The sequence below is a fragment of the Bradyrhizobium vignae genome, assembly GCF_004114425.1.
GTDB lineage: Bacteria > Pseudomonadota > Alphaproteobacteria > Rhizobiales > Xanthobacteraceae > Bradyrhizobium > Bradyrhizobium vignae.
In genome coordinates, this window is the sequence record NZ_RDQF01000038.1 from 14,221 (window position 1) to 39,195 (window position 24,975).

The 24,975-nt window shown below is 60.0% G+C and carries 23 protein-coding genes; 5 read left to right on the forward strand and 18 right to left on the reverse strand.

Going from position 1 to position 24,975, the window contains the following annotated elements:
- Positions 1–1,172 precede the first annotated feature (1,172 nt).
- The gene (locus tag EAV90_RS26460; RefSeq protein WP_129145099.1) at positions 1,173–1,364 is read left to right on the forward strand and encodes a hypothetical protein; all 192 of its coding nucleotides are present in this window, start codon (positions 1,173–1,175) and stop codon (positions 1,362–1,364) included.
- 72 nt (positions 1,365–1,436) lie between these two features.
- Here the strand turns inward: EAV90_RS26460 and EAV90_RS26465 are convergent, their stop codons facing one another.
- The 9 genes from EAV90_RS26465 to EAV90_RS26510 form a co-directional block, all read right to left on the reverse strand.
- Complete coding sequence (locus EAV90_RS26465; RefSeq protein ID WP_164937109.1) at positions 1,437–1,823, reverse strand: GreA/GreB family elongation factor; 387 nt, start codon at positions 1,821–1,823, stop codon at positions 1,437–1,439.
- A gap of 689 nt (positions 1,824–2,512) precedes the next feature.
- Positions 2,513–3,088, reverse strand: a complete 576-nt coding sequence (gene rnk, locus EAV90_RS26475) for a nucleoside diphosphate kinase regulator (protein ID WP_347338816.1) — start codon at positions 3,086–3,088, stop codon at positions 2,513–2,515.
- Between the two features lie 855 nt (positions 3,089–3,943).
- Positions 3,944–4,843, reverse strand: a complete 900-nt coding sequence (locus tag EAV90_RS26480; protein ID WP_129145101.1) for a universal stress protein — start codon at positions 4,841–4,843, stop codon at positions 3,944–3,946.
- 595 nt (positions 4,844–5,438) lie between these two features.
- Entirely contained in the window at positions 5,439–5,837 is a 399-nt protein-coding gene (gene mnhG / locus EAV90_RS26485) for a monovalent cation/H(+) antiporter subunit G (protein ID WP_129145102.1), read from the reverse strand.
- Positions 5,834–6,115, reverse strand: coding sequence for a K+/H+ antiporter subunit F (locus EAV90_RS26490; protein ID WP_129145103.1), 282 nt, complete (start codon positions 6,113–6,115; stop codon positions 5,834–5,836). The genes mnhG and EAV90_RS26490 overlap by 4 nt, the downstream gene beginning before the upstream one ends.
- On the reverse strand, positions 6,112–6,600 hold the full coding sequence (locus EAV90_RS26495; protein WP_129145104.1) for a Na+/H+ antiporter subunit E: 489 nt from the start codon (positions 6,598–6,600) through the stop codon (positions 6,112–6,114). Before EAV90_RS26495 ends, EAV90_RS26490 begins: the two co-directional genes overlap by 4 nt.
- The gene (locus EAV90_RS26500) at positions 6,597–8,213 is read right to left on the reverse strand and encodes a monovalent cation/H+ antiporter subunit D (RefSeq protein ID WP_129145105.1); all 1,617 of its coding nucleotides are present in this window, start codon (positions 8,211–8,213) and stop codon (positions 6,597–6,599) included. The genes EAV90_RS26495 and EAV90_RS26500 overlap by 4 nt, the downstream gene beginning before the upstream one ends.
- Positions 8,210–8,551, reverse strand: a complete 342-nt coding sequence (locus EAV90_RS26505; RefSeq protein WP_129145106.1) for a Na+/H+ antiporter subunit C — start codon at positions 8,549–8,551, stop codon at positions 8,210–8,212. Before EAV90_RS26505 ends, EAV90_RS26500 begins: the two co-directional genes overlap by 4 nt.
- A complete protein-coding gene (locus EAV90_RS26510; protein ID WP_129145107.1) occupies positions 8,551–11,472 on the reverse strand; it encodes a monovalent cation/H+ antiporter subunit A in 2,922 nt (973 codons plus the stop codon). The genes EAV90_RS26505 and EAV90_RS26510 overlap by 1 nt, the downstream gene beginning before the upstream one ends.
- A gap of 775 nt (positions 11,473–12,247) precedes the next feature.
- On the opposite strand from EAV90_RS26510, the gene EAV90_RS26515 reads away from it, so the two are divergent.
- The 3 genes from EAV90_RS26515 to tal all read left to right on the forward strand — a co-directional run bounded on the left by EAV90_RS26515 (position 12,248) and on the right by tal (position 15,285).
- Positions 12,248–12,715, forward strand: coding sequence for a GreA/GreB family elongation factor (locus tag EAV90_RS26515; RefSeq protein WP_129145108.1), 468 nt, complete (start codon positions 12,248–12,250; stop codon positions 12,713–12,715).
- A gap of 237 nt (positions 12,716–12,952) precedes the next feature.
- Positions 12,953–13,210: a hypothetical protein gene (locus EAV90_RS26520; RefSeq protein ID WP_129145109.1), complete on the forward strand. Its 258-nt coding sequence runs from the start codon at positions 12,953–12,955 to the stop codon at positions 13,208–13,210.
- A 989-nt stretch (positions 13,211–14,199) separates the two neighbouring features.
- Positions 14,200–15,285, forward strand: a complete 1,086-nt coding sequence (tal, locus tag EAV90_RS26525; RefSeq protein WP_129145110.1) for a transaldolase — start codon at positions 14,200–14,202, stop codon at positions 15,283–15,285.
- A 401-nt stretch (positions 15,286–15,686) separates the two neighbouring features.
- On the opposite strand, the gene EAV90_RS26530 is transcribed toward tal, so the two are convergent.
- From EAV90_RS26530 to EAV90_RS26570, 9 genes are all read right to left on the reverse strand, one after another.
- A complete protein-coding gene (locus EAV90_RS26530) occupies positions 15,687–16,190 on the reverse strand; it encodes a LabA-like NYN domain-containing protein (RefSeq protein WP_129145111.1) in 504 nt (167 codons plus the stop codon).
- 63 nt (positions 16,191–16,253) lie between these two features.
- The gene (ctaD, locus tag EAV90_RS26535) at positions 16,254–17,873 is read right to left on the reverse strand and encodes a cytochrome c oxidase subunit I (RefSeq protein ID WP_129145112.1); all 1,620 of its coding nucleotides are present in this window, start codon (positions 17,871–17,873) and stop codon (positions 16,254–16,256) included.
- A 340-nt stretch (positions 17,874–18,213) separates the two neighbouring features.
- Positions 18,214–18,453, reverse strand: a complete 240-nt coding sequence (locus tag EAV90_RS26540; RefSeq protein WP_129145113.1) for a hypothetical protein — start codon at positions 18,451–18,453, stop codon at positions 18,214–18,216.
- A 101-nt stretch (positions 18,454–18,554) separates the two neighbouring features.
- Complete coding sequence (locus tag EAV90_RS26545) at positions 18,555–19,289, reverse strand: ABC transporter ATP-binding protein (protein ID WP_129145114.1); 735 nt, start codon at positions 19,287–19,289, stop codon at positions 18,555–18,557.
- Positions 19,286–20,020: an ABC transporter ATP-binding protein gene (locus EAV90_RS26550; protein ID WP_129145115.1), complete on the reverse strand. Its 735-nt coding sequence runs from the start codon at positions 20,018–20,020 to the stop codon at positions 19,286–19,288. Before EAV90_RS26550 ends, EAV90_RS26545 begins: the two co-directional genes overlap by 4 nt.
- Complete coding sequence (locus EAV90_RS26555; protein WP_129145116.1) at positions 20,017–20,964, reverse strand: branched-chain amino acid ABC transporter permease; 948 nt, start codon at positions 20,962–20,964, stop codon at positions 20,017–20,019. Before EAV90_RS26555 ends, EAV90_RS26550 begins: the two co-directional genes overlap by 4 nt.
- Positions 20,961–21,824, reverse strand: coding sequence for a branched-chain amino acid ABC transporter permease (locus tag EAV90_RS26560; protein ID WP_129145117.1), 864 nt, complete (start codon positions 21,822–21,824; stop codon positions 20,961–20,963). The genes EAV90_RS26555 and EAV90_RS26560 overlap by 4 nt, the downstream gene beginning before the upstream one ends.
- 39 nt (positions 21,825–21,863) lie before the next feature.
- Positions 21,864–23,039, reverse strand: a complete 1,176-nt coding sequence (locus EAV90_RS26565; RefSeq protein ID WP_129145155.1) for an amino acid ABC transporter substrate-binding protein — start codon at positions 23,037–23,039, stop codon at positions 21,864–21,866.
- 38 nt (positions 23,040–23,077) lie between these two features.
- A complete protein-coding gene (locus EAV90_RS26570; protein WP_129145118.1) occupies positions 23,078–23,560 on the reverse strand; it encodes a universal stress protein in 483 nt (160 codons plus the stop codon).
- Between the two features lie 563 nt (positions 23,561–24,123).
- On the opposite strand from EAV90_RS26570, the gene EAV90_RS26575 reads away from it, so the two are divergent.
- On the forward strand, positions 24,124–24,807 hold the full coding sequence (locus EAV90_RS26575; RefSeq protein WP_129145119.1) for a hypothetical protein: 684 nt from the start codon (positions 24,124–24,126) through the stop codon (positions 24,805–24,807).
- Positions 24,808–24,975 lie beyond the last annotated feature (168 nt).

A 24,975-nucleotide genomic window follows, 5' to 3' on the forward strand; every position in this document is an offset into this window, starting at 1 on the left:
TGCGGCCGACGGTAAAAAATAGATTTGCAGCTGCGGGCGGGGGAAGCACGACTGCGGTCTGCCGCCATAGTGAATTCTTATGGCTGGCTGGGCCATCGGACTTGATGCCGCGGACCTGTTCGCCGCTTGGCGGCGCAGGCTACGGCGGTCTCTCGGCTTCGGCCGCCCTGCACTCCAACCAGCCGCCCGGTCAGTGAACCAATAGACCGGGTACCAGCGATCCGATCAGGCCGCGACGCCGATCGTCTTAGTGATAGACAATGATGAATGTAACGTATGTCACCGGTAGAAGATGCCCGAGCTTAACGCGAGAGACCTTCGCGGGACAGACTTTCCCTCCGCTGAATTCAGGCTGGCAGCGTGTTGGGGCTGATCGCACTCCTTCAATGCTGGACTGCGACGGGATGCGGTTCCGCCAAGGACACCCGGAGCATCCGATGAGGAGTAGCGCCCAAGCGCGGAGCGGCACCTTGGAACGGCAATGTCGCTGCCGATCGTATCAGGCACCGAGAAGCGAACAGGAAAAGCCGCTCGCGGCGAACAGCATAGCCAATCAAAGATAGTCTGCTTTGCGCCAAAGGCCAGCCCTCGATCACGTCGACCGGTTCAATGCGCTTCTTGGCGGAGGAAACACTGTAGTAGGCTTCAAGAGGCTGCTCACACTGGATGCTGCAAATTTTGGTTGATCTCCCGGTTGCACACGTGGTCCACGCGGCGCCTCCTAATTGATTGAAAAACTTGAACTCTGTTCCAATCCATCATGGTCGGGTTTGAGCCAACTCCAGCAATCGATGTCCATTCGGGTCGAAGAGGCACAGAGACACCCCTCCTCCTCATCACCGCGGCGGTCGCCACCACCTACGCCATGTCGCTGCGGTACGAGCGCCATTTCATTGTCGCCGAGCGAGCGCGTTTAGGCAGACCATAGCGCTGCCGCCGGGCCGCGGCATCGCCGGGAACAACCGGTCATCGCGGTGCTGCACGACGGGCACAGCTTTCGGCTCGCGTAGAGCACAGTCCTCGGATTTTTCCTGCCACCCGCGTGCGTAGTTCATCGCTGGACGTCGGTGCAACAGTGTCGCCGAAAGTTGTCCGCGATCTCCTCAGCTCTTGACCTCTCCGCTGGCCGATAGTGAAATCCGGCTTTCAGTAATTGTTGCGGGGGTGGCGTCGTGGAAGAGTTCTACGGAGGCTTCGCGCAGCGGACGCGCGATCTGGCGGAGAATGCGGGCCCGTTCACCAAGCGGCGGCTGCTCGACCTGGCCAGTCGGCACGATCTCAAGAGCAGCGGATCAAGCTACGGACGCTCCGGTGCCCAGGCAACGCCGCCGAACTTGCTGTTCTCCGGCTCGGGCGAAGCATGAGTAAGGGCGGCATCGCAGAGATCCGGTGCACTTAGTCCGCAACGCACGAGAGCGCAGCGTTGGACGAGGATGTCACTCGGTTTGATTCACGCTCTCGATTCTGAGGACATCCATTCCTTCCGACACGAAATATGGCATGTGATCCCCAACCCGGAGGCCGACAAGCGCGGCGCCCAAACCCGACAAAACCGAAAGCTGCGCCGGATTGGACGCGACGTCTTCAGGCCAGACCAACTGCACGGTGCGTCTGCGAATGCCCCAATTCGTCCAGAACTCGACCCAAGAGCCGATCGCAACGAGCGATTTGACCTCGGGAGCGTTATCCGAAACGATAATTGCTCGATCGATTTCAGCAAGCAGAAACGCCCCACCCGTGTCTCCTTGCCGTGCAGCTACGCGCGCGAGTGTGTCTAGGCGCGGAAAGTCGGACGCGGTTAGGGCGATGGAAGGCAGAGGCATCACTACACTCAGTTCGTCAAGGTAAAGGGAGGCGATCCCGCAACGAAGCGCTGGGAACAACCTGTTGGATCGAAAGACAGTCCGGACGGGCGAGGCTACCGTCCGGCTAAATGCCTTATTGCAAGCGTCCGCCATGCAGAGAACGCCGCGCAACGTGTGTATCAGGCTCAACCGTGTGAATCATAACAACTCCAACATAGTCCTTACTGACATTGCGAGCATTGCGGCGAATAGGGCACAAAACAGTTCGACGTAGTTCGGCTGATGCGACTGCATTCACAAAAGCCCACGCTCTTCATCCGCAGAATAGCCATCCGTTCAATCGGCGCGAGTAGATCGCATGGGGGCCGAAAACGTGCCGGCTCGCGCTGCCGCTAAGCTCATCCAATCGCGAAGAAGCCCTTTGTCATGCCTCGAATGGGAGGCCCGGCGCCGAAGATCCTCAATTGTATCGTCGGGATAACAGCGCGCAAAGTCTTCCCGGATCAAGCTCTCAAGGAAGTCTCGCTCAGCTTCGTCCGCTGGATCTACGTAATGAAGGCAAGTACTCAACACTGCGTTGTTCACCCGTCTCTGCTTATTGCGCTCTAGATTCGAGGGGGCCGAGCGCGGATGTTATTCATTCTGCGGGGCAGAATAAGTACTGCCCCGCACTGTTACATCGCGATTACCATGGTCCCTTCGGAGCCTCAGGCACTCTGTGGTACGCGGACCTCAAGAACCGTCAATCGCCGAAGGTCGCCGGTCCGCGTCTCCCAGGTGATCGAGTTGCCGGCATTAAGGCCAATGAGAGCGGCGCCGACGGGCGTCAGGACGGAAAGCTTTCGCCGGGAGATGTCCGCGTCGTCCGGATAGACGAGCGTCGCAGTCCGAACGGTCCCCGTCGAGTCGTCCCGGAACCGCACCTCAGAGCCCATGCAAACAGTTTGTACAGGATGGCCATCCGCAAGCACGTGTGCCCGCTCCAGCTCCTCGGTTAGTACAGAGGCCACATCAGGCATTTTGTTCTCCGCTGCTCGCGCGAGCAGCGAAAGCCGCTTGTAATCATTAGCCGTGAGCGTTATCGGCGGCTTGATCTCACTACGCACGGTCGTCTTAGTTGATGTTATTGACATCGTGTTCTTCTCCACTTTTTGCGTTCGGGTTTCGGCCCGACAAGATGTCTTCGTCTGCTCGTCTGGGTCCCCTCGCCGCGCCAGTTCGAGTAGAGCTTGCTCCAGGAAATGAAGCGGCCCGAGCTTCTGAGCCGATCTGGGATCGGCCAAGTTCGGTTGCTCGGACTTTATTCATCACATCGGATGCCTAGGCCTCGCATCTGCGGGCGCTCTGATACGCTTGCAGGCGGATTTGAGCTCGACCGAATGCAATGCGCTTTAGTTTGCCTGCCGGCGGTCGCCCCGAGCTCGGAGCGGACAAGCGCGCTGAGCTCGGGGCTATTCGCCCGCGATCGGATACCTTGCGAGGTACAGGCTCCGACGGAATGTTGCCAAGCTCACCATGATAAAGTTTAAGTGGGCATTCCTGGCATGAAGTCAAACGCGACATTTCGTCAGGAACGCATTACGCCTCAAGAAGAATAGAAGACCCTTCCCAGCCCGAAGGAGGTGCAATTCCTTTCCTGCGCAAAAAGCCGCCGGCCTTTCTCACTGGTATTAAGTTTCAGTAATTGATCGCCTCTTCGGCGGGCAATATTCAGAGCCCTTCTCAAACAAGAACCTCAATTCCGCTCGCTTTTTGATGGTACGATATGCATCTGCCACCGAAGTTCTCTGGCAAAAGACGGCCGGTCACCTGCTAAACGCGGAGATTGATAATGCCGAAGGAATACGAAACATCGGAGCAGCGAGAAAAGCGAGAACTGGACGAGGAGCTGGACCGGCAACTGCGGGAAACTTTTCCAGCCAGCGATCCCCCAAAAATCACGCGACCAGCCAAACGAACCGTGTCAAAATCAGCTGTCCGCGACACTGGGCGAATACGCGGCTGAGTCATATCGGGAGGCCATGGCGATCCGCGGACATGCGAATCTCCCTGCGGACGCCATGCTGCTGCGCAAGGGGATTTCGCGCTCTGGTTCTGTTGAGACCCTGGGCCCCCGGCGAGTCCCCATTCGTTCCGCGTCACGCCTGAGAAGAGGCAGCCGTGGCGACCTTTGGAGGTCTGAGGTCAGCGCGGGTGGGAGGAACGACGAGGACGTCCACGTTCACGGACCGCAGAACCTCTTCTGTGACGCTGCCAATCAACGCGCGGAGAAACCCAGATCGGCCATGAGTACCCATTACGACCATGTCCGGCCTCTTTTCTGCGACCGCGCGCGCGATCACCTGCATGGGCGCGCCCTCGTCGACCCTGAGCGACCATCGCTCGGTGGCGAACTCATTGGCCACGAGGAAACTGCTCATTTCTTCCAGCGCGCCGTGACGCTGGCTATCGACATATCCACTAATGACCTCGGAGCTCGCACCGGAGCTAAGCAACCGTCTCTTGGCCACCGGCGAGAAGGCGTGAAGAAGCGTCGCTCCGTTTGCCAAAAGCCCGGCGGTCAGGCCGAAGCGGATCGCATCGGCCGATGTCTCCGACATGTCGACTGGCACCAGAACTCGTTCGTAGTGCCGTTGCGCTTCGTTGTTCACCATCAGCACAGGATACTTTCCTCCGCGAATGACACGCTCGATCGTGGTCCCAGTAAAGATGTCGCGCAGAAACTGCTTGCGATGGGCGCCCATTACGATGAGATCGGCGCCGACCGCGGCGCTCGCGCGCAAGATCCCGTCGAAGGGATTCCCCCTGATCACGGTCGCATGGCAACGCGCGTCAGGTAGCTCGGGCATGGACCCGATCTGCTCGGTCAGGACCCGCTGAGCCTCGCGCTCTTCCATATCGGCCAGATCGGCGGGCAGGTCTTCATCAACGACGTGAACAAGGTGCAGTTCGGCACGGCGGGCGCGCGCCAGAAGGCCGGCCTGGCGCAGAGCGCGATGAGAACGCGTAGAGAAATCCGTCGCAGCGACGATGATCATGTCAGAACCCTTGTATTGGCCCACCTCGCTGAGGCGATCTCGGCAAGGGGACGATTGATTGGTTGAAGGCCGGCTCGTGGACCGGCCGCACACAGGCCGCTCCGAGATCCGGAGCGCAGGAGCATGTCGCGATCGAAAACCCTAGGAGCGGGAGCACGAGGTGACGAAGCACCTTCCAGCATCACCCTTCCGGGTGATGCGGTATCGGGGGCGGACGGCGCGCAAAGGCTGTGCGGAATCCGTCCGGATCACAAATCCAGATGAACAGGATCCACGAGGTCAGGACGAGCAGTGCGAAAAAGACAGACATGAAGAACTCCCGGCTTGCTTGGAATCGTTGAGTTGCCGCGCCCGGGCGATACAAATCGCCCGGGTCACATGCCGATTTGCAGCCGGTTCTCCTGAATGTCTGGTCGCACCTTGGTCATCATGTCCTCTATTGGGAATGCCGCAGATCTTCGAGCGGCATCCGCAAGATCAGGTCGTCGGCGCGGGCCGACGATCGGCCGGCTGAAGTCGCGGCGAACGTGCACGCGGTCCAGCATCATGCCTACAATGGACGTAAGCATGCGCCGCGGCAGATCAATTGCGACATTTAGCCGGCCTTGCCGGTGGGAGCGTCGCCCGGAACCCTCGCGTGGGGCTGCACCCGGCCTGCGGGTTTGCCCAGCTGTGCCCGTTCCGCGGTGTCGCGAAAGTGGGCTGCGCCGACGAGAACAGTCAGCGCGATCGGAGTGGTCACGATGCCGAGGACGATGATCAGGATTTCGTGCAGCACCGGTCTGGTCTGCAGCACCGAGAAGTAGACCATCGAAGCGGCCGCGATGAACACGGTACCGAGCGTCGTTCCGAGCGTCGGCGCATGGACCCGCTCGTAGAATGTACCGAGCCGCAAAAGGCCCAGTGAGCCGATCAGCGTGACGGCAGCGCCGGTCAAAAGGAAGACCGCTGTGAGGACGGCCGCCCAAGGCGGCAAGTGCTGAATGCCGTTCATTCGATCACCTCGCCGCGAAGGAGGAACTTGGCGAGCGCAGCCGTCCCGACGAAACCGAACAGGGCCATGGCCAGGGCAGCCTCGAAATAGAGCGCTTCGCCGGTTCGAATCCCGACCGTCAGAAGCAACAACATCGCGTTGACGGACAACGTATCGAAACCGAGAACGCGATCCTGCACGCGAGGTCCAAGGAAGATGCGCAAAGCGCCACAGCCAATTGCCAATCCCAGCAACACCTGTGCGACCAGCAGCGAGTAGGTCAGCATGAGCTGGCTCATTCGAATATCTCCAGCAGATGACGTTCGTAACGGTCCTTGATGGTGCGGATCCACTCCTCTTCATCGACGAGGTCCAGAACGTGGATGGTCAGCGCCCCTCTCTGGGCATCGAAGTTCACCCACAACGTCCCCGGGGTCGACGTGATGATGTAGGCGAGTGAGGCCAGCCCGTAGGGGTCGCGCATGTCGAGCGGAATCTCCACAAAACCCGATCTGCGCTGTCGCCGCCCGAAGCCGAGAACGATCCGTCCCACCGCCAGGTTCGAGCGGACGATGTCCATCACAACCATTCGCAACAACCGCAGAATGATGCCGGCTCGCCTGACCCGCACGGGCGGCAATTCCAAGATGGTCAGGATCCGTCCGCCGACGAGGGCGACCAAGCAGCCAAGCAGGATGTGCCCGAAGGTGATCGCTTGATTGAGCAGCAGCCATAGCGCGAGCAGGCAGAAGCTGATAATCGGAAAGGGCAGCAAGCGCGTCATTTGCCCTCCGCTTGTCGGCTGCTGGGGCCGTTGTCCAGGACGTCGCTGATGTAACCCGCCGGTGCGTGGAGGGAATGGGCCGCGGCCTGCATGAAGCGGATCACGGGACCGGCCCAGACGGTTTGCGCGGCACAGATGAACAGCAGGAATATGATCGGCGCCATCTCGATCACGCGCACGCGCGGCACAGTGCGATCGGGCGAGGCCCAGAAGATGCGGATTCCCGCGCGTGCCATCGCGACCAAGGTCGCGAAACCCGAGAGGATCAGCACCGCGAGAAGAGCCCATCCGCTACCGGGAATGGCTCCGCCCGGCTGATCGGTCGGATGCAGCGCCGCAGCGAGCAGCGCGAATTTGGCGATGAATCCGGACAGCGGCGGCAAGCCGGCGATAACTAGCGCACAGCCGATGAAAGCGACGCCGAGCCATGCCATGGTGGCCACGATCGCGATGCCCACGTCCGCTTCGGCTTCGTCTGTCTCGACCTCCTCGCCATAAGCCTCCCGCGTGACAGCGATCATGTCCGCTCCAGGTTCACGGCCGCGCTCGATGAGCTCGACGAGGAGAAAGAATGCGCCGATTCCGAGCGTCGAGCTGACCAGGTAGAACAGCGCTCCACTGGTGACGCCGACCTGTCCCATCCCGGTGGCGGCGAGCACCGTTCCGGAGGATATGAGCACCGAGAACCCGCCCAGTCGGGCGGTGTCCTGCGAGGCCAGTGTGCCGACCGCTCCGAACAGGATCGTCGCCAGACCGGCGAACAACAAGAACTCCCTGCCGAAGCCAGCCGATGCGCCGGCGCTCTCGCCGAAAAGCAAGAGCGACAGGCGCAGCACGATATAGACGCCGACCTTGGTCAGGATTGCGAAGATCGACGCCACCGGCGGACTTGCGGCGGCGTAGGCGGTCGGCAGCCAAAAGTTCAGGGGCCACATTCCTGCCTTGAGCAGGAAGGCAACCGCCAGCACGCCCGCACCTGCTTCGAGCAAGCCGCGGCTCTCGGCGGCGACCGCGGGCACCCGTGCCGCGAGATCCGCCATGTTGAGCGTTCCGGTCACGCCGTAGATCAGGCTGACCCCGATCAGAAACAGCAGCGAGGCGGCGAGGTTGACGACGATGTAATGCAGTCCCGCCTTCACCCGTGCAAGGCCGGATCCGTGCAGCAGAAGGCCGTATGACGCCGCCAGCAACAACTCGAAAAACACGAACAGGTTGAAGAGATCGCCGGTGAGGAAGGCGCCGTTGAGGCCCATCAGCAGGAATTGAAACAGCGAATGGAAATGCGCGCCTGCCCGGTGCCAGCGTGCAAGGGAGTACACGATTGAGGCCAGCGCGAGGATATTGGTCAGCAGCAGCATCAGAGCCGACAGCCGATCGAGAACGAGAACAATTCCGAACGGCGCAGGCCAATTGCCCAGACGATAGACGTCCCTTGTGCCGGTATCGGAGATTTCGAGCAGGATCGCGGCAATGCCAACGAGAGCAAAAGTTGCGCCGACGTTGAGGCCGGCGACGATCCACCGGTGTCTCTCTCCGTTGAGCAGCAGCATGCCGGCACCCGCCAGCAGGGGCAGGAGGATCGGGCCAATCACCAGGCCAGAGGCGCCGCTCACGCTTCCGGCTCCTGGCCGTCGACATGATCGGTCCGGGCGAGGCCGCGGGATGCCAGCAGCACGACAAGAAACAGCGCGGTGGTCGCGAAACTGATGACGATTGCCGTCAGCACCAGCGCCTGCGGGAGCGGATCGGCATAGCGCGCGGGATCTCCGGCCTCCTTTGCGATGAGCACCGGAGCTCCGCTCCGCACCCGCCCCATGGCCACGATGAAGAGATTGACGGCGTAAGAGAGCAACGACAGCCCGATGATGACCTGAAAGGTGCGCGGCCTGAGGATCAGCCAGACGCCGGACGCCGCAAGCGTACCGATACCGATCGCCAGCACGAGCTCCATCAGACCAGTTCCTCCTTCGATGCCTCACTGCCCAAGTGTCGGCCGCTTTGAGGCGGAACTGCGTACCGACGCAGCGATTGATGCGCGATCGCGATGAGCATCAGCACCGTGGCGCCGATCACGAGTGAGAACACGCCGACGTCGAAAAGGAATGCGCTCGCTGTGGGGACGCGGCCGACCAGCGGCAGTTCGGCATACGCAAAGTACGAGGTCAGAAACGGATATCCGAAAACGCAGGCAGCTGCCCCCGTGCACCCAGCGAGCAGAAGCCCAATCCCCATCCAGCGTACCGGCATGAAGTGCAGACGAGCTTCCACCCATGTCGTGCCGCGAGCCATGTACTGCAGGATGAACGCGGTCGCCATGGCGACGCCGGCCACGAAGCCTCCGCCCGGAAGATCGTGCCCGCGCAACAGCAGGAAGACCGCGACCACGCCGATCACGGGAAACATCAGCCTCATCATCAGCGACGCGGTCTCCGTGGTGTCCTTGGCGGTGTCACCCTTCTGTCGGTCGGGATGCGCCTCGTCGTGGCTGTCCTGGGCGTGCTGCTGTTCGGGAACGGGAATGCTCTCCGGCGCCGGACGGAAGCGACGCAACAGTGCGTAGACGGTGAGGGCGACGACCGCGAGCACCGTGATTTCACCCATGGTGTCGAATCCGCGGAAGTCCACCAGGATGACGTTGACCACGTTCGTGCCGCCGCCTTTTACATAGGCGTTTTCGATGAAGTATCGCGAGATGCTGTTCGTATCCGGGTGCTGCATGGCCGCAAGCGCGAGCGTCGCCAGCCCGACGCCGACGGAGAGCGCGATCGCGAAGTCACGCGCGCGGTGCCATCGAATCCTGCCGGCTGGCGCCTCCGCCCAGGCCGGGGCGATACGTTTTGGCAACCATCGCAAGCCGAGCAGCAGGAGCACAGTCGTAACCGTCTCGACGACGATCTGCGTCAGGGCTACGTCGGGAGCCGATAGCCATACGAAGGTGACGCAGGTCACGAGACCGGCAGACCCGAGCAGGATCAGCGCGACGACGCGATGAAATTTGGCCTGGATCGCGGCGCCGACCGCGCAGGCAGCGCCAACCGTCCAAAGCAAAGCGAACGCAAGGTCAAATGGAGTCCGCAGGGGATCCGCCAGCGGGACGCCGCGCCAATAGAGCGGCAGCAGGGCGGCGAGGAACGCGGTAGCGGCCAGGACTCTCAATTGTGGTTGGAGACGTCTCGTTCCGAGCTTGCTCTCGAGCCAGCGTGCAAGACGCCAGGATAGCGTCACCATCATCCAGTCGAAGACCTCCTTGCCGCTGAACCGGCCGAGCAGGGGCGGCCCCTCATTAACGAGAAGATAGGAGCGCAGCATCATATAGACGCCGACGCCGCCAACCATCGCCAGGATGCTCATCAGCAATTCGGGCGTGAAGCCGTGCCAGATCCTGAGACTGTACTCCGGCATGTTGGAACCGAGCACGGCGCCAGCGGCGGTATCGAGGACCGGTGCAACGGTCAACGCCGGAGCGATGCCCACCACGACGCATGCAAGCACGAGAAGCTCGGCCGGAAGCCGCATCAGAAGGGGCGGCTCGTGAGGCGTGCGCGGAAGGCCGACGGCGGCGGGACCGAAGAACACGTCGCGAATGAATCGGAGTGAATAGGCCACGGTGAAAGTGCTTGCCGCAGTGACGATGTAGGGTAGCGCCTGATCGACAAATGAATTGTCATGGATTTCGATTGTTTCAGCGAAGAACATCTCTTTCGAGAGGAAGCCATTGAGCAGCGGTACGCCCGCCATCGATCCGGCCGCAACCATGGCCAGCGTCGCGGTGATCGGCATGAACGCGTAGAGACCGCTCAAGCGCCGGATGTCGCGCGTGCCGGTTTCGTGGTCGATGATCCCCGCCGCCATGAACAGTGAGGCCTTGAAGGTGGCGTGGTTCATGATGTGAAAGATCGCTGCGATCTGCCCGAACGGCGTGTCCAGTCCGGTCAGAAGGGTGATCAAGCCGAGATGGCTGATGGTCGAGTAAGCCAGCAGGCCTTTCAGATCCTGCTGGAATACCGCGAGAAACGCGCCCAGCAGAAAGGTGATCAGACCGGCCGATCCCACCAGCCACAGCCATTCGTTCGATCCGCCGAGGGCGGGCCAGAGTCTGACCAAAAGAAACACGCCCGCCTTCACCATCGTTGCCGAGTGCAGATAGGCGGATACGGGAGTCGGAGCCGCCATCGCGTGCGGTAGCCAAAAATGGAAAGGAAACTGGGCGCTCTTGGTCAGGGCGCCGAGCAGGATCAGCACGAGAGCGGGAACATAGAGCGGATGCGAACGGATCGCCTCTCCTGACGCCAACACCTTGTCCAGGTCGTAGCCGCCGACGATGTGACCGATCAGCAGGACACCCGCAAAGAGGCAGAGTCCGCCGCTCGAGGTGATCACCAGCGCCATTCGTGCGCCGTCCCTCGCAGCCGAATTGTGATGCCAATAGCTGATCAGCAAGAACGAAAACAAGCTGGTCAGCTCCCAGAAGAAAACGAGCTGGAGCAGATTGCCGGAGAGCACTATCCCGAGCATCGCCCCCATGAAGGCGCTCAGGAGAGAAAAGAACCGCGGAACGGGGTCACTAGGCGACATGTAATAGCGGGCGTACAGCACTACCAGAAATCCGATGCCGGTGACCAGCATGGCGAACGCCCAGGCGAAGCCATCGAGTCTCAGTGCGAACAAAAGCCCAAGTTCGGCAATCCACGCCGTGCGCCAGCCGACGACCCCGCCGTGCGTCACGCTCGGATAGGCCACAGCAATGATGCAAAAGGCTGCAAGCGCAACTCCTCCGGCGAGCCATGCCGCAGCATTGCGCGCATGGACCGGCAGGAGCGCCGCGATGAAGCTCCCGACGAAGGGAAGAACGAGAACGGCAAGGAGGAACATGCCTTCGCTGCCCCAGCTGCTAGGTGGAGGGTATGTTTTCGCGACCCACCTTGCTTAGCCGAGACAGATGCGTATCGCCACTGTAAGGTTTGGCGCCGCTCTGCGGGTTCGACCGGCATGCCCGGGGCCACTGGCCAGCCCTCGTTCACAATCGAACGGTTCAGATCCAATGAGGAAAAGTGCCTACCAAGGCAGCAATTGCGGCCGCCAGCGCGCCAAGAAACGCATACAATCCGCAGAGCGCGACCACCCGCCAGCCGCTTAGCGCAACGGCCTCGCCGTCTTTGGGTTCACTGAATTCTGAGCGGCGTCGCATGTCGTGGATGCCATTCGTTGTTCCACGCAGGTGAGTCCAGCCCAATATAACGACGTGCTGCGGAATTGCGGCTCACATTCATGTCAAAGGCCGGCCCTACCGATTGAGGCGACAGAAGTTTGGACCCTCAGATGCGGACTGCCAGCGCACCATGTGCGTGCACAACTATGTAGGCGGATAACCACCCGCCTGCTTCACCTAGCAGTGCTCTTTCACTCGGTCTTCGGTATTGCAAGCGACTGTGCGGTTTCGCCGCAATGTCGCCGACGGGCTAAGGACACTATATTGGTTTTGCTATGGTTTATAGGATAGAAATTGATACGCGCGCGGCGCGCTTTGATCTTCACGCCGGCCTTCTTCTCGCAGGCAGTTAGCCGGACGGTGTGCGCGCCGTCCGGGCTCTTTTCGAGCTTTCGTGATCTCCACCCGAGAGATCGTATTGAAGCAGAAGGAGTTGTCATGCTGCCCCTTCCGAAAATCGCGCTCACCGCATCTGACTATCCACGGCTTGAACAGCTCGCCCACATTGCCGCCCGACAAGGAGACTTGGACGGGATATTCCTTATGGGTGAGATCAACAGGGCCGAGATCGTACCCGAAGAGTCGGAGGATCTCCCCTCATTCGTGACCATAGGATCGTGGGTCACCTATTCCACCAACTGGGGCGTTCCTCGGCGAAGGGTCCAACTGGTCTGGCCCGAGGAGTGTCAAGCGGATCTTGCCCGCATTTCAGTTTTGACGCCGTTAGGTGCGGCTTTGATCGGGCTCCAGGTCGGCGACCAAATGCCATACTTCGTTGCCGGCTGTTTGAACGTTGTAAGGGTACAAAACGTGGCCCAGTCAGACGAGGTAGTGCCCCTCGTGCCCAGGACGGCGCGTCGGCAGAACAAGCCGCTTGATGATGACCCAGGACCATCTGCGGCGTAGGAGAGATCAGGGCCCAAGAAGCGTCAGCGGATCGACTTCGAGACAGCCGATAGGCGCAAAAGAGATCTGACCGTTCTTTCGGTTTCGGAATGACAGCCAGATAGGTCGGTCGATCGGCGATGCGGGACCTACTATACGAGCGCGGCTTAGAGCACGGTTCTCCCTCGTAAATGCCACGGATCAGCTCGGCCGCATCAAACTTGCCCAACGCAAACCTCGGAAGAACGCGAGCAGGATATGAGGAAGACTAAAGGCGCGGAAATCGCTCTGTTGACCATTCTAACAGCCATATTGTTGCTCACCGGCGCTGGAGCTGTTGTTACGTGGGGAGCGACCACCGGTGTGGAAATCGGAAAGCATGGCTGGATAGCCCTTGGCCTCGGAACATTCTTCGCCCTGCTAGTCGGTTGCGGGCTGATGGCGCTGATGTTTTTCAGCAGTCGCAGCGGTCACGACGATATGGCGGACCCCTTCCGTCGGACAGACGTCAGATAGTCTTATCGTGCCCTCAAAGACGGCCAGACAGTCACCATTGAGGACAAATATTCGACTCTCTGAACCTAAAGGACGCCCGTCGCGTCTTTGCATTCTATCGGGCCCAGCAGTGCCCAACGCGATGGCCTCCTCCATCGCGCCCGTCGAAAGGCGGTGCCCGGCGACGTTGATGACGTCATCGGTGCAGCCGACCACCCGGACGTATCCATCCTGTCTGAGTATCCGGCGTCGGCCGTGATGAAGTACTGGCGTAACGCTGCAGATAGCCTCCCTCGAATCGATCGTTCGCGTACCAATGGGTGACGGCCGTGCCAGGCCGGAGCGCCAATTTCGGGCCCCGACATCTCGCCGGTGGCGACCTCGGTTTCTTCCGCACCATCGTAGCCCGGCATCGAGACCGAGGGCGACCCGTGCTTAATCGGCAGAATGCCGAGGCAATTCGGTTCGCAGCGATGGATCGTCCGGTAATACATCAACTAACGCATCGACTTCGCGCTGCAAACTCTCTCAATTCGATCAGCGCGTCTAGCCGGACGGGATCCGATCCCTAGGCATGTCTGTCGTTCTTTGGGTGCCGTCCGCGGCTAATCTGGGCCAAGACATCTTGCGCTGTGGCGCGCGCAGTTCGAGTCGACATCTCACTAGCATCACCAATAGAACCTTTAATGGATTAAGCCCGCTTGCCGGGCGCATCAGGTCGCCTTGGACGCTGAAGGTCCTCCGGGGCCTTCCGGAGCATGAAGTTTGCTCTTAACTCTCAGGAAAATTCGTTTGTCTGAAGTAAACGTCAGGCTCACGATAGAGCTCAGACAGTTTGTCGCTTGTCAAATGCGCACAAGAGACAAAACCAAGACGGCGTGACGTAAGCGCGGCCTTTGGAGATCTGATGTGTGAACAACGGCGTAATCCAGTCCCGTCGCCGGACGACCGGAGCGCATCCATCGCCTGGCGCCGTCTATGCCCGTCGCATTCAACACGGAGGTAGCGCGATGAATCCGACAAGAACGCTTCACGATTTCGGTCAAAGCTTGTGGCTTGACAACATCACTCGCGATTTGCTCAACGATGGCACTTTGCAACGTTACATCGACGAGCTCTCGGTGACGGGACTGACGTCGAACCCCGCAATCTTCAATCATGCGATCAACAGCAGCACGACCTATGACGTCGACATTTCCCAGCAGGCGTTGCCGACGAAATCGGCTGAGGATATTTTTTTCGATCTGGCCTTGGCAGATTTGACCCGCGCCGCCGAGTTGTTTCAACCTGTTTTCGCCCGGACAAACGGGATCGACGGCTGGGTGTCGCTAGAAGTCTCGCCCGCCTTAGCTCATGACAGCGACAAGACCGTCGAGGCGGCGCTCGAGCTTCACCGGCGTGGCGGCAAGTCCAACCTGTTCATTAAGATTCCCGGCACTGCGGAAGGGCTGCCTGCTATCGAGGCGGCTATCTTTGCCGGCGTTCCCATCAACGTCACGCTGCTTTTTTCACGCGAGCAATACGTCGCGGCTGCCGAGTCCTACCTGCGCGGCGTCGAGCGGCGCATCGCGGCGGGGTTGAATCCGGCAGTCGCCTCGGTCGCCTCGCTCTTCGTCAGCCGCTGGGATGTCGCGGTCGCCGACAAGGTTCCGGGCGCGCTGACAACCCGGCTCGGCATAGCCGTCGCTCAGCGGACCTACAAGGCTTATCGAGAGTTGTTGGCCTCCCCGCGCTTCCTGCGCGTCGCCAACGCCGGCGCACTACCTCAGCGCCTGCTATGGGCCAGCACCGGCACCAAAGATCCGCACGCCTCCGATATGCTCTACATCAAAGCGCTCGCGGCACCTTTCACGATCAATACGATACCGGACGCTACCCTCAAGGCCTTTGAAGACCACGGCGAGGTCGACACGACGCTCGATCCTGACGGAGGAGACTGCGAGAGAGTTCTCGCCGAATTCTTGAAGGCCGGTATCGATATCGACGGACTCGCTGCCAAGCTGCAGAACGACGGCGCCCAGTCTTTCGTCAAGTCTTGGAGAGATTTGATGGGCCGTATCGACTCCAAGGGGAACGCGATCCGCAAAGCGAGCTGACGTAGACAGTTATAACGTCCCGTACACCAGGCATTGTGCGGGAGCATTAGCGCCCTGTCATCCACCAGACCGGCCCGCCCACCCAGCGCTTGCTTTACCTCATTCACGGCTCGATGCGCGGGAGCTTCGGCATTCTGGTCCTTGCCGGCCCTTGGCATCCCGGATCGGCCGCTTGGCCGTCAAGGGCGCTTGACGCACGTCAAGAGCTCGTCATCTTCGATATCCGGATTGGCCATCCTTCATAGGTGACTGCGCACGACGAGATAGCGTCCATCGGGCTTCACCTTTACGCCGTTTCCGCCGCGCTGCGGGTCGCCAGCAGGGGCATTTCAAAGTCCAGAAGATGATTTGGATACTGCACCGACTTTGCGCTGCAAACTCTCTCAATTCTACCAGCGCGTCTATGTCTCGATTGAATTTCGTAAGGTCGCCAATTCGAGGAACTCGTCTGCCTGCCGTCTCAGCTCTTCGGATACCATCGCCGGTGCGGTCTGTACACTTGACACGACCGTGGCTCTGACTCCCAAACGCTGAACCGCCTCGACGAGGGCAGAAAATCTGCCGTCCCCAGAGAAAAGGAACAGTTCATCCAGTTGCGGAGCGATCTCAAGCGCGTCAATGGCAAGGTCTATACCAATGCTGCGTCTCGACCTCCTACCCTCATCCTCATGGCGCTTGATCAACTTCGTACGGACGGTGAACCGATTGACCTCGAGCCAGTCAGTGAGATGCTGAACGCCGCCGGCCGCGCTCTCTCTTATCGCCAAGTAGAAGTAAGAACGGACTATGACCCCGGATTTCTCGAATTCCAGCAATAATCTTTTGTAATCGATCTCGAAGCCAAGGTTTCTCGCTGTCCGATCCAGATTGGCTCCATCGATGAAGAGCGCTCTTCGTCCTGTCATGCCTCTTGCTTCCGCGGCGATCTGAGTCGCCTGCTTCTTTCGCGCCAACGTGCGCAGTGGTTCCTAATGATCTCCCGAAATCCGAGGCAATACTTGGAATTGGTGGAACGGCGGCGGAGACGAAAGCGTCCACTCCAGCGTGGTCGCGCCGGGTCCCCACGGGTTACCCGCTGCCGTTTCCTTCCGGACGAAGGCATGCACCATGGTCACGAAGAACGTGATCAAACCGGCGGCGGAGAGATAGGACCCAATTGACGCAATCTGATTGAAGCCGCCGAATGCATCCGGATAATCTGCAATTCGGCGTGGCATTCCCGACAATCCGAGAAAATGCATCGGAAAAAACGCAACGTTGACGCCGACAAACGTCAGCCAGAAGTGCAATTTGCCGAGGGCTTCCGAGAACATGTATCCGGTCATTTTCGGAAACCAATAATACCAGCCTGCAAAAATTGCGAACACGGCACCAAGCGACAAGACGTAATGGAAATGCGCAACGACGTAATAGGTGTCCTGCAGCGATCGATCGATGCCTGGGTTGGCGAGCACAACGCCGGTAACTCCGCCGACTGTGAACACGAAGATGAATCCGACAGCCCACAGCATCGGCGTCCTAAAGGATATGGAGCCGCCCCACATCGTGGCGATCCAGGAAAAGATCTTGATGCCCGTCGGCACAGCGATAACCATGCTGGCCAAGGCGAAATACGCCTGCGCGCTGCTGGACATGCCGACGGTGTACATATGATGGGCCCAGACGAGGAACCCGATGACCCCAATTGCGAGCAGCGCATAGACCATGCCCAGATAGCCGAAGATCGGCTTGCGGCTGAACGTGGCGACGACATGGCTCACCATGCCGAAACCCGGCAGGATCATGATGTAGACCTCGGGATGACCGAAGAACCAGAACAGATGCTGGTACAGGATCGGGTCTCCGCCGCCTTCAGGCGCGAAGAACGTCGTTCCGAAATTGCGGTCGGTGAGAAGCATGGTAATGGCGCCGGCCAGTACAGGCAGAGACAGCAGCAGCAGGAAAGCCGTGACGATGACAGACCAGACGAACAACGGCATCTTATGCATCGTCATGCCGGGCGCTCGCATATTGAAGATCGTCGTGATGAAGTTGATCGAGCCGAGAATCGACGACGCACCCGCGAGATGCATCGACAAGATCACGAAATCGACTGCCGGTCCCGGATGACCAGCGGTCGACAACGGGGCGTAGAGCGTCCACCCGGTGCCGGCACCATCCGATCCAGGCGCGCCTTCGACGAACATCGAAATGATGAGCAGAGCAAACGACGCCGGCAGCAGCCAGAATGAAATGTTGTTCATGCGCGGAAATGCCATGTCGGGCGCGCCGATCATGAGCGGCACCATCCAGTTGCCGACTCCGCCCATCATCGCAGGCATCAGCGTGAAGAAAATCATGATCAGGCCGTGGCCCGTTACGAATACGTTGTAGACGCGCGGGTCCGTGAAGATTTGCAGGCCGGTATGCTGCAACTCCATCCGAATCAAAACTGAGAAGGTTCCGCCGATAAAGCCTGCACATATGGCGAGCACGAAGTACATCGTGCCGATATCTTTGTGGTTAGTCGAATAGAGATATCGACGCCAGCCGCCCCGATGTGCCCGCCCCGCATCGTGCGCCTCGCCAACTGTCGACATGGTTGTCATCGTCAATTCCGATCAAGCATTCGAATGCTAGACCTGCTTGCCTCGCGACCTTCAAAGCAGGCGCTTGCATCTTTCTTCCATCAGAGCACCCGGGCGGCAATCGATTTTATTTGCAGCTTAAATGCATGATTCTTGATCTTTGAAACTTCACGTCCCTCTTCCGCGCCGACGTCGGAGACGTTGCGGACCACGTCCATTTGGATCGCGCGATGTCACATGTGGCTCTCTGGCGATTGATGACTTGAGCCAAAGGAGCGGGACAAACCTCTTCGCCGGCGGCGGAACGGCATGTCGGCTTCAGACCGGGCGAGCATTTGCGCCCGCCGGTCGCGTCACTCACTTAAGATCGCCAGGAAGGTCTCGAGTATCTGGGAACCACCACCGGACACATCTCGCGGACCTTCCGAAATTCGCGTGCAATCTCTTCGTAGCCGACTGCGTCGAGGAATTCGCAGATCACCGTTTCGGCGCTGCTGTGCACGTTGCAGCCGTCGCTGCTTCGTTGCAGCGATTTCAGTTTAGCGATCGTGTCATGCTTGATGACCGTGTGCTCGAATTGCGATTTGGACAAAACCGGCATTTAAACGTGCTCCCTATCCGACGTGGCACGAACCTGTTCTTCCGCGCCTTCACATCGAAGCGACGTTCCTCGATACGGTCGTTCCGTCGCAAGCCGATGTCTCAAAGCCCGAGATAGGCACGTCGGACTTCTGGATCGTCGATGAGCTGCTTGTCGGACCCACTACGAACGATACGTCCTGTTTCCATGACATAACCCCGATTGGCGACCGAGAGAGCCAGATTGACGTCCTGCTCGACCAGCAGAACTGTCACGCCCTCGGTGCGGATGGCTACCAGCGCATCTATCAACAGCTCCACGACTACCGGTGCCAGCCCCAAGCTCATCTCGTCGATCATCAAAAGAGTTGGGGCGGCCATCAATCCGCGGGCCATCGCGCACATCTGCTGTTCGCCTCCCGATAAGCTGCCAGCCAGCTGACGCCGGCGCTCGGCCAGGCGCGGAAATAGAGAGTACATCCTGTCCAGGTCCCGGCGTACTGCAGACTTGTCCGCGCGTACGAACGCGCCCATCAACAGATTGTCCCGTACGCTCATGCGGTCGAAGAGCTGGCGGCCTTCAGGAACCTGCACGAGGCCGGCCCTAAAGGCACCGTCGGACGTCATCGGCAGGAGATCCCGGGAATTCAAGAACAAGCTGCCATGGCAGGGCAGCACGCGCGACAGCGCGCGCAGCAGAGTGGTTTTGCCCGCTCCGTTGCTGCCGACCAGCGCCACGACCTCGGCCGGGTAAATCTTCAAGGCTATGTCCTGCAAGACCGGCATTCCGCCGTAGCCCGCACTTACTCCGCGCACGTCGAGCAGCGGGACCGCTTTGGCTGCCGAATCCAATTTCATGCCCGCCTCTTGCCGAGATAGGCCTCGACAACCGTTTGGTTCGACAGGACGCGGCCTGGATCGCCCTCGGCGATCTTCACGCCATGATTCAGCACCAGCAGCCGATCCGACAGACTCCTGATGGCCTTGATGACGTGCTCGATGACAAGGACGCTGATCCCCTCATTGCGAACTTTGCGGATCACTCCGATCACGTCTTCGATCTCGACCTGATTGAGACCAGCCATGACCTCATCGCAAAGAAGAACCTTCGGCTTCATTGCCAACGCCTTTGCCAGCTCGAGCCGCTTGCGGCCCGGCCCTCCTAGTTCGTCGGCGCGCTGATCGATATTTCTGGCCAGTCCGACGAACTCCAGCTGAGCGCGGGCCTGCTCACGGGCTTTCGCCATCTGGACCTGTCCGCCTCCCCGTCCGAACAGTGCCCCTACGGCGACGTTGTCCAGGACCGATAGGCCGGGAAATGGACGCATGATCTGGAAGGTGCGGCCTATGCCCAGTCTCGCACGGCGATATGCAGGCAAGTGGACAATGGACCTTCCTTCGAAGAGGATGTCGCCGGAGCTCGGAGCCAGCGTTCCGCTTATGAGGCTGACCAGCGTGGATTTGCCTGCACCGTTTGGACCGATCAGGCCGAGGATCTCGCCACGCAGCAGCATGAAGCTGACGTCGTCGACGGCGACTAGGCCCTCAAAGCGCCGGGTGACGTGATTGATCTCGAGCATCGCCGTCATAGCTGGTGGCTCCGAATATTTTCGCCGAAGTAACGCCAGCCCGTGCCGCGAAAGCGCCGCAGCACGTCGGCCAGGCCACGCGGCATCAAGACGACCGCGACGACGACGACAACGCCGAAGAACAGGCCCGCGAAACTAGTGATCTCGCTCGACAGAAGCTCTGAGACGGCCGAGAGCGAAAGCGCCCCGACGACGGGGCCGAAAACCGTCCCAGGCCCGCCAAATACTGCCATGATGATCATCTTGACGTTCAGGCCTATATCGAATGCGCTTTCCGGGTCGATGAACGTAACCCAGTAGGCGTGAATGCCGCCCGCCAGCGCACTGAATACGCCCGAGATGGCGAAAGCCACGGTTTTGTAAAGGGTCGTATTGACACCCATCACCGCCGCGCCTTCTTCATTTTCGCGGATCGCGATCAGTCCAAAGCCGAAGCGGCTACGTGTCAGCCAGTAGACGGTTAGCGTCGCGAGCACGAGCAGGAGCAGCGAAAACTCGTAAAAAAGCGGGTCGTTGTTGAGGGGCGGCAAGACGAGTCCGACGTTCCGCCCAGCCAATTTCACGTTGGAGACGATCGCGGCCATGACCTGGGCGAGCGCCAACGTCGCGATCGCGAAGTAGTGCCCCCTCAACCGCAGCACCGGCATCCCGATGAGCACGGCAAACACGACCGCAAGCGCAGCGCCGAACAAGAGGCCGACCCAGAAAGGCAATTGCCACTGCGCCATCGCGATGGCCACGCCGTAGCTGCCGAGCCCGTAGAAAACCGAATTGCCGAACGAGGCGTAGCCCGCATAGCCCCCAATGACGTTCCAGCCCTGCGCCAGAACGGCCAGAAGAAGGGCATTGATGCCGAACTGGATGAGCACGTCCGAACCGAACCACGGCACCGCAGCCAGGACGGCAAGCGCGGCCAGAAGTAGCATGGTGCGTGCCGTCTTCATGCCGCCTTCCCCAATAGACCGTTGGGACGCACGATCAGCACCAACACCAGCACGCCGAAGCTTGCCACGTCGGAGAAGGTCGATCCGATATAGAGCGCGGTCAGGGACTCCAGGACTCCCAGGAACAAGCCGCCGACGATCACGCCGAGCGGATTGTCCAGTCCGCCGATAATCGAGATGGCAAAGCATTTTGCCGTCAGCGCCGCGCCAATATACGGGTTGATTTGTGACACCGTTCCGTAGAGGCCTCCGGCGGCGCCAGCCAGCGCAACCCCGATTCCAAACGTCATGGCGTAGAGGTGCCGGGGATCGACGCCGTAGAGCCGGGCCGCAACCAGATTTTGCGCGGTGGCGCGGATCGCACGTCCGAGCCGTGTGCGCAGCAAGAAGAGCCACATGCCGACCGTCAACACGATCGCAATGCCGAACGCAAAAAGACGCGACACCGGCAGCACCACCGCTCCGAAGGCGATGCTGTTCCCGGCAGAGGACGGGTTGATGGTGCGAAAGTCGGCTGAGAACGCCAACTGAGCCAGGTAGGTGATCACGACGTCGATCCCGAAGGTCACCAGCAGAGTGTTGAACATCGGGGCCCTGACGATCAGGTTCAAAAGACCTCGCTGCACGCCATATCCCACCGCGAACATCACCACAGCAGTCAGCGGCAGCCCCAGAAATGGGTCGATGCCGGCATAAGTGTACAGGTACCAGGACACATAGCCGCCGAGCATTATGAACGCGCCATGCGCAAGGTTGACGATATTGAGGACGCCCCAGACCAGGGCGAGACCGAGCGCCATCACGGCGTACAGACCGCCCAGGAGCATTCCGTTGATAAGAACTTGCGCGAGCAGGTCCACATCTTCCTCTTCTCAGCCGAAGGCTCGTTCACAGTCTGCCTAGCGCACGTCCCAGGCCGGCATGGGATATTTCGGCCCCGCAATCTTGCCATTGCCACCGTAAATCGCGACCAAGCGGTCGCCCTGGACCTGAATGACCGTCTGGGGCAGATCGATCTGGCCGTTCTCATCGAATGCAATCGGACCATACAGGCTGTCGAACTTCACTTTCGAGAGCGCGTCGCGCACCTTCGCGGGATCCGTCGAGCCTGCCATTTCCGCGGCCTGCACAAGGGCTTCAACGTCGGCGACACCGGAGGCGGCATGATAATCGGGGTCGTAGCCGAATTTCGCCTTGTAGACGGCCGCGAACTGCGCGGCGTCGCCAAACCACCGGTCCTTCAGGTCTGTCGAAGGCAGCCAGGCCGTCATACCGAAGGCATAATCGGCATCCTTGCCCAGCGCCTTGCGGAAATCCTCGCTCGGAACGCCCACAGTGAAGGAATACATCTTCGGGGCGACCGCCAGGCTCTTCGCCTGTCGGACGAAATTCAGGATCTCGGTTTCATGACCCGCGACCAGCACCGCATCAATGTTCTTGCTTTTGATCTGCGCCAGAAGCGAACTGAAGTCCGTGGCGTTCGTGCTGTATCGCTCGTCCAAGACCAACGTCAGACCCGCCTTCTTCAATTTTGGCCGAGTCCCCTCCGCGACCGAAACGTCGAAGGCATCGTCCGCGTATAGCAGCGCGACCGATTTGGGAGCGGGATCGAGCCCGCTCAACATCTCGATTGTCGAGCCAAAATAGTTGCTGGCCGGCGCCAGCGTCCCGAAGATGTACTTGAAGCCGCGCGAGAAGATCTGGTCTGACGCGCCGCCCCCCTGCACCATGGGAATTCTGTATTTTTCGGACACAGCCGAATCCGCCAGCGCGAAATTGCTCGCAAACGGCCCCAGCAGGAAATCGACCTTGTCCTGCGAAACCAACTGCGTGTACTGACGCACACTCAAGTTCACGTCGGACTGATTGTCGTAGAGCTTGAGCGCGAGCTTGTACGATTCATTGCCGATCTTGACGCCGCCCGCGGCATTAACGCGATCGATCGCGAGTTGGTAAGCGTCGCGATAGTAGCGGCCGGTATTGGCGACGGGTCCCGTCAGCTGCACCGACGCTCCCAAGACGATCTCCTTTGCAAGGACCTCGCCCGAAGGCATCGAGACGGCTGCGGCAAACATCAGAAGAGCCGACAGACGGGAGATTTTGAACACGAAGTTCATGCCTTCCTCCTCGTCTTTGGTTGCTGCATCGGCGTGACGCTGCTCGCCGTCCGCTGGGGCTTTATGGCGATCAGAACGCTGCAGGGCGGCTGGTGCAGGATCGACTCGCCGACCGATCCGTTCAGCCACCGCGCAAGGGTCCCTTGATCGCGATGGCCCACGACAATCAACCTGGCGCCCATTTCCCGGGCACACAGCACTATCTGTTCGGACGGCCTTCCATACCGGATCTCGCTGGTCGCGACGCATCCGGCGCGTTGAAACCGCTTGACGCCCTCCTCGAGCACTCTCTGCATCACAAACTTCTGATTCTCAGGGATATAAGTCATCGCTTCCCCGATGAGCATGCTTTCGGCAGCATCGACGACGGCCAGAAGATGAACCGTCGCACCGCACCTTGATGCCAATGTCTCGGCCTGCGCCAGCGCCTCGCGGCCATCGGGCGAGCCGTCGAAAGCCAACAAGATTTTCTTATACATGGGGGCTTCCTTTCCGTACTGGTGTGCGCGGCCGGAACACGCCCGGCCGCTAACGCATGCGGCAATCTATGGCGCGAGCGGCAGGCTCCTTCATCGACACGTTCGAGCCGCTAGGGCAAAGATGGCCGACACCCATCGAGCCTTCAGGACAGTCTCGACGCCACCGACCGTCGAAGGCCCGGCGAGGCGTTTTGAAAGATCACTTGCCGAAGTTCGCGTCATCTCGGCATTCCTCTGTAGCACGCGCTCGGTGCCAACGATCTGCACCATCAAGCCGCCATCAACGTATGTCTGCGATCATGTTTGACAAACGAAATGTATGGACACTTGATATCGGTTTTGTTGCTGTGAGGTTTCGCATGGCAACACCACACAATCCGAGAATGCTCCAAGACGTGACAGTTGGCGAAGCGACAAAAGAGCCGACGCGTCCGTTTGAACAGCCACCTGCATCGAACTTGCATTGAACTGGCAACCAATTTCGTTTGCTTCGTTCAATCACGGGTGAATACAGTCTCTCAAGGACACAACAAAGCGGCTCAGGTCCGCCCAAGGAGGTTTTGATGTCGCGAGACGTAGTACGTCCGCTTGCCCATCGTCGTGAGCTTCTCACCGTCGGTGCCGCTATCGCCGGTCTTCTGCCTCTCTCCAACAGCGCGTTCGCGACCGGCAGGCGCTCGCGCTCCAACAAGGTACAACCTCGAACCGTCAAGACTTCCGAGACGGCGGCCGCGCTTCGCGATCTTTGGATCGGACACATTTTCTGGGTAAGAGCCGTCTCGCTCGCGACCATCGAAAAGCAGGGAGCGATCGCAAAAACGGCAGAACGTCAGGCCGTTGCCAACGCTCAATCCATCGCCGCGGCCATCGAGCCATTCTACGGCGCAGCGGCCAAGGATGCCTTCTTCAAGCTCCTTGCGGGACACTATGGTGCCGTAAAAGCCTATCTTGCAGCGACGGTTGCAGGCGACGCCACCAGGCAGGGTGCGGCTACTCAGTCTCTGACTTCGAACGCAGAAGAGATTGCGAACTTTCTGAGCAAGGCCAACCCATATCTGCAGAAGGATGCGGTGAACGGCCTGCTCCAGGCCCACGGTAGTCATCACATCCAGCAAATCCAGCAACTGACCGATCACCAGTACGACGCCGAGGCTCAAACCTGGGAAGAGATGAAGAACCACATCTATCAGATCGCGGACGCCACGGCCGACGCTCTGGCAAAGCAATTTGCCGAGAAGTTCTCCTGACGGTAGACGCAGCCATCGAGCACGGAGAAGCACTGCTCGTCGCCGCGATCCATCCTTCGCAGCACGAGGGGCAATGATATCAGAACTAGCCGAAAAGACCGGCCGAGCCCCGCGAGCTTGGCCGGAACGAAGCGCCGTTCAATCGGATGTGAACCGCGCCCTGCCACG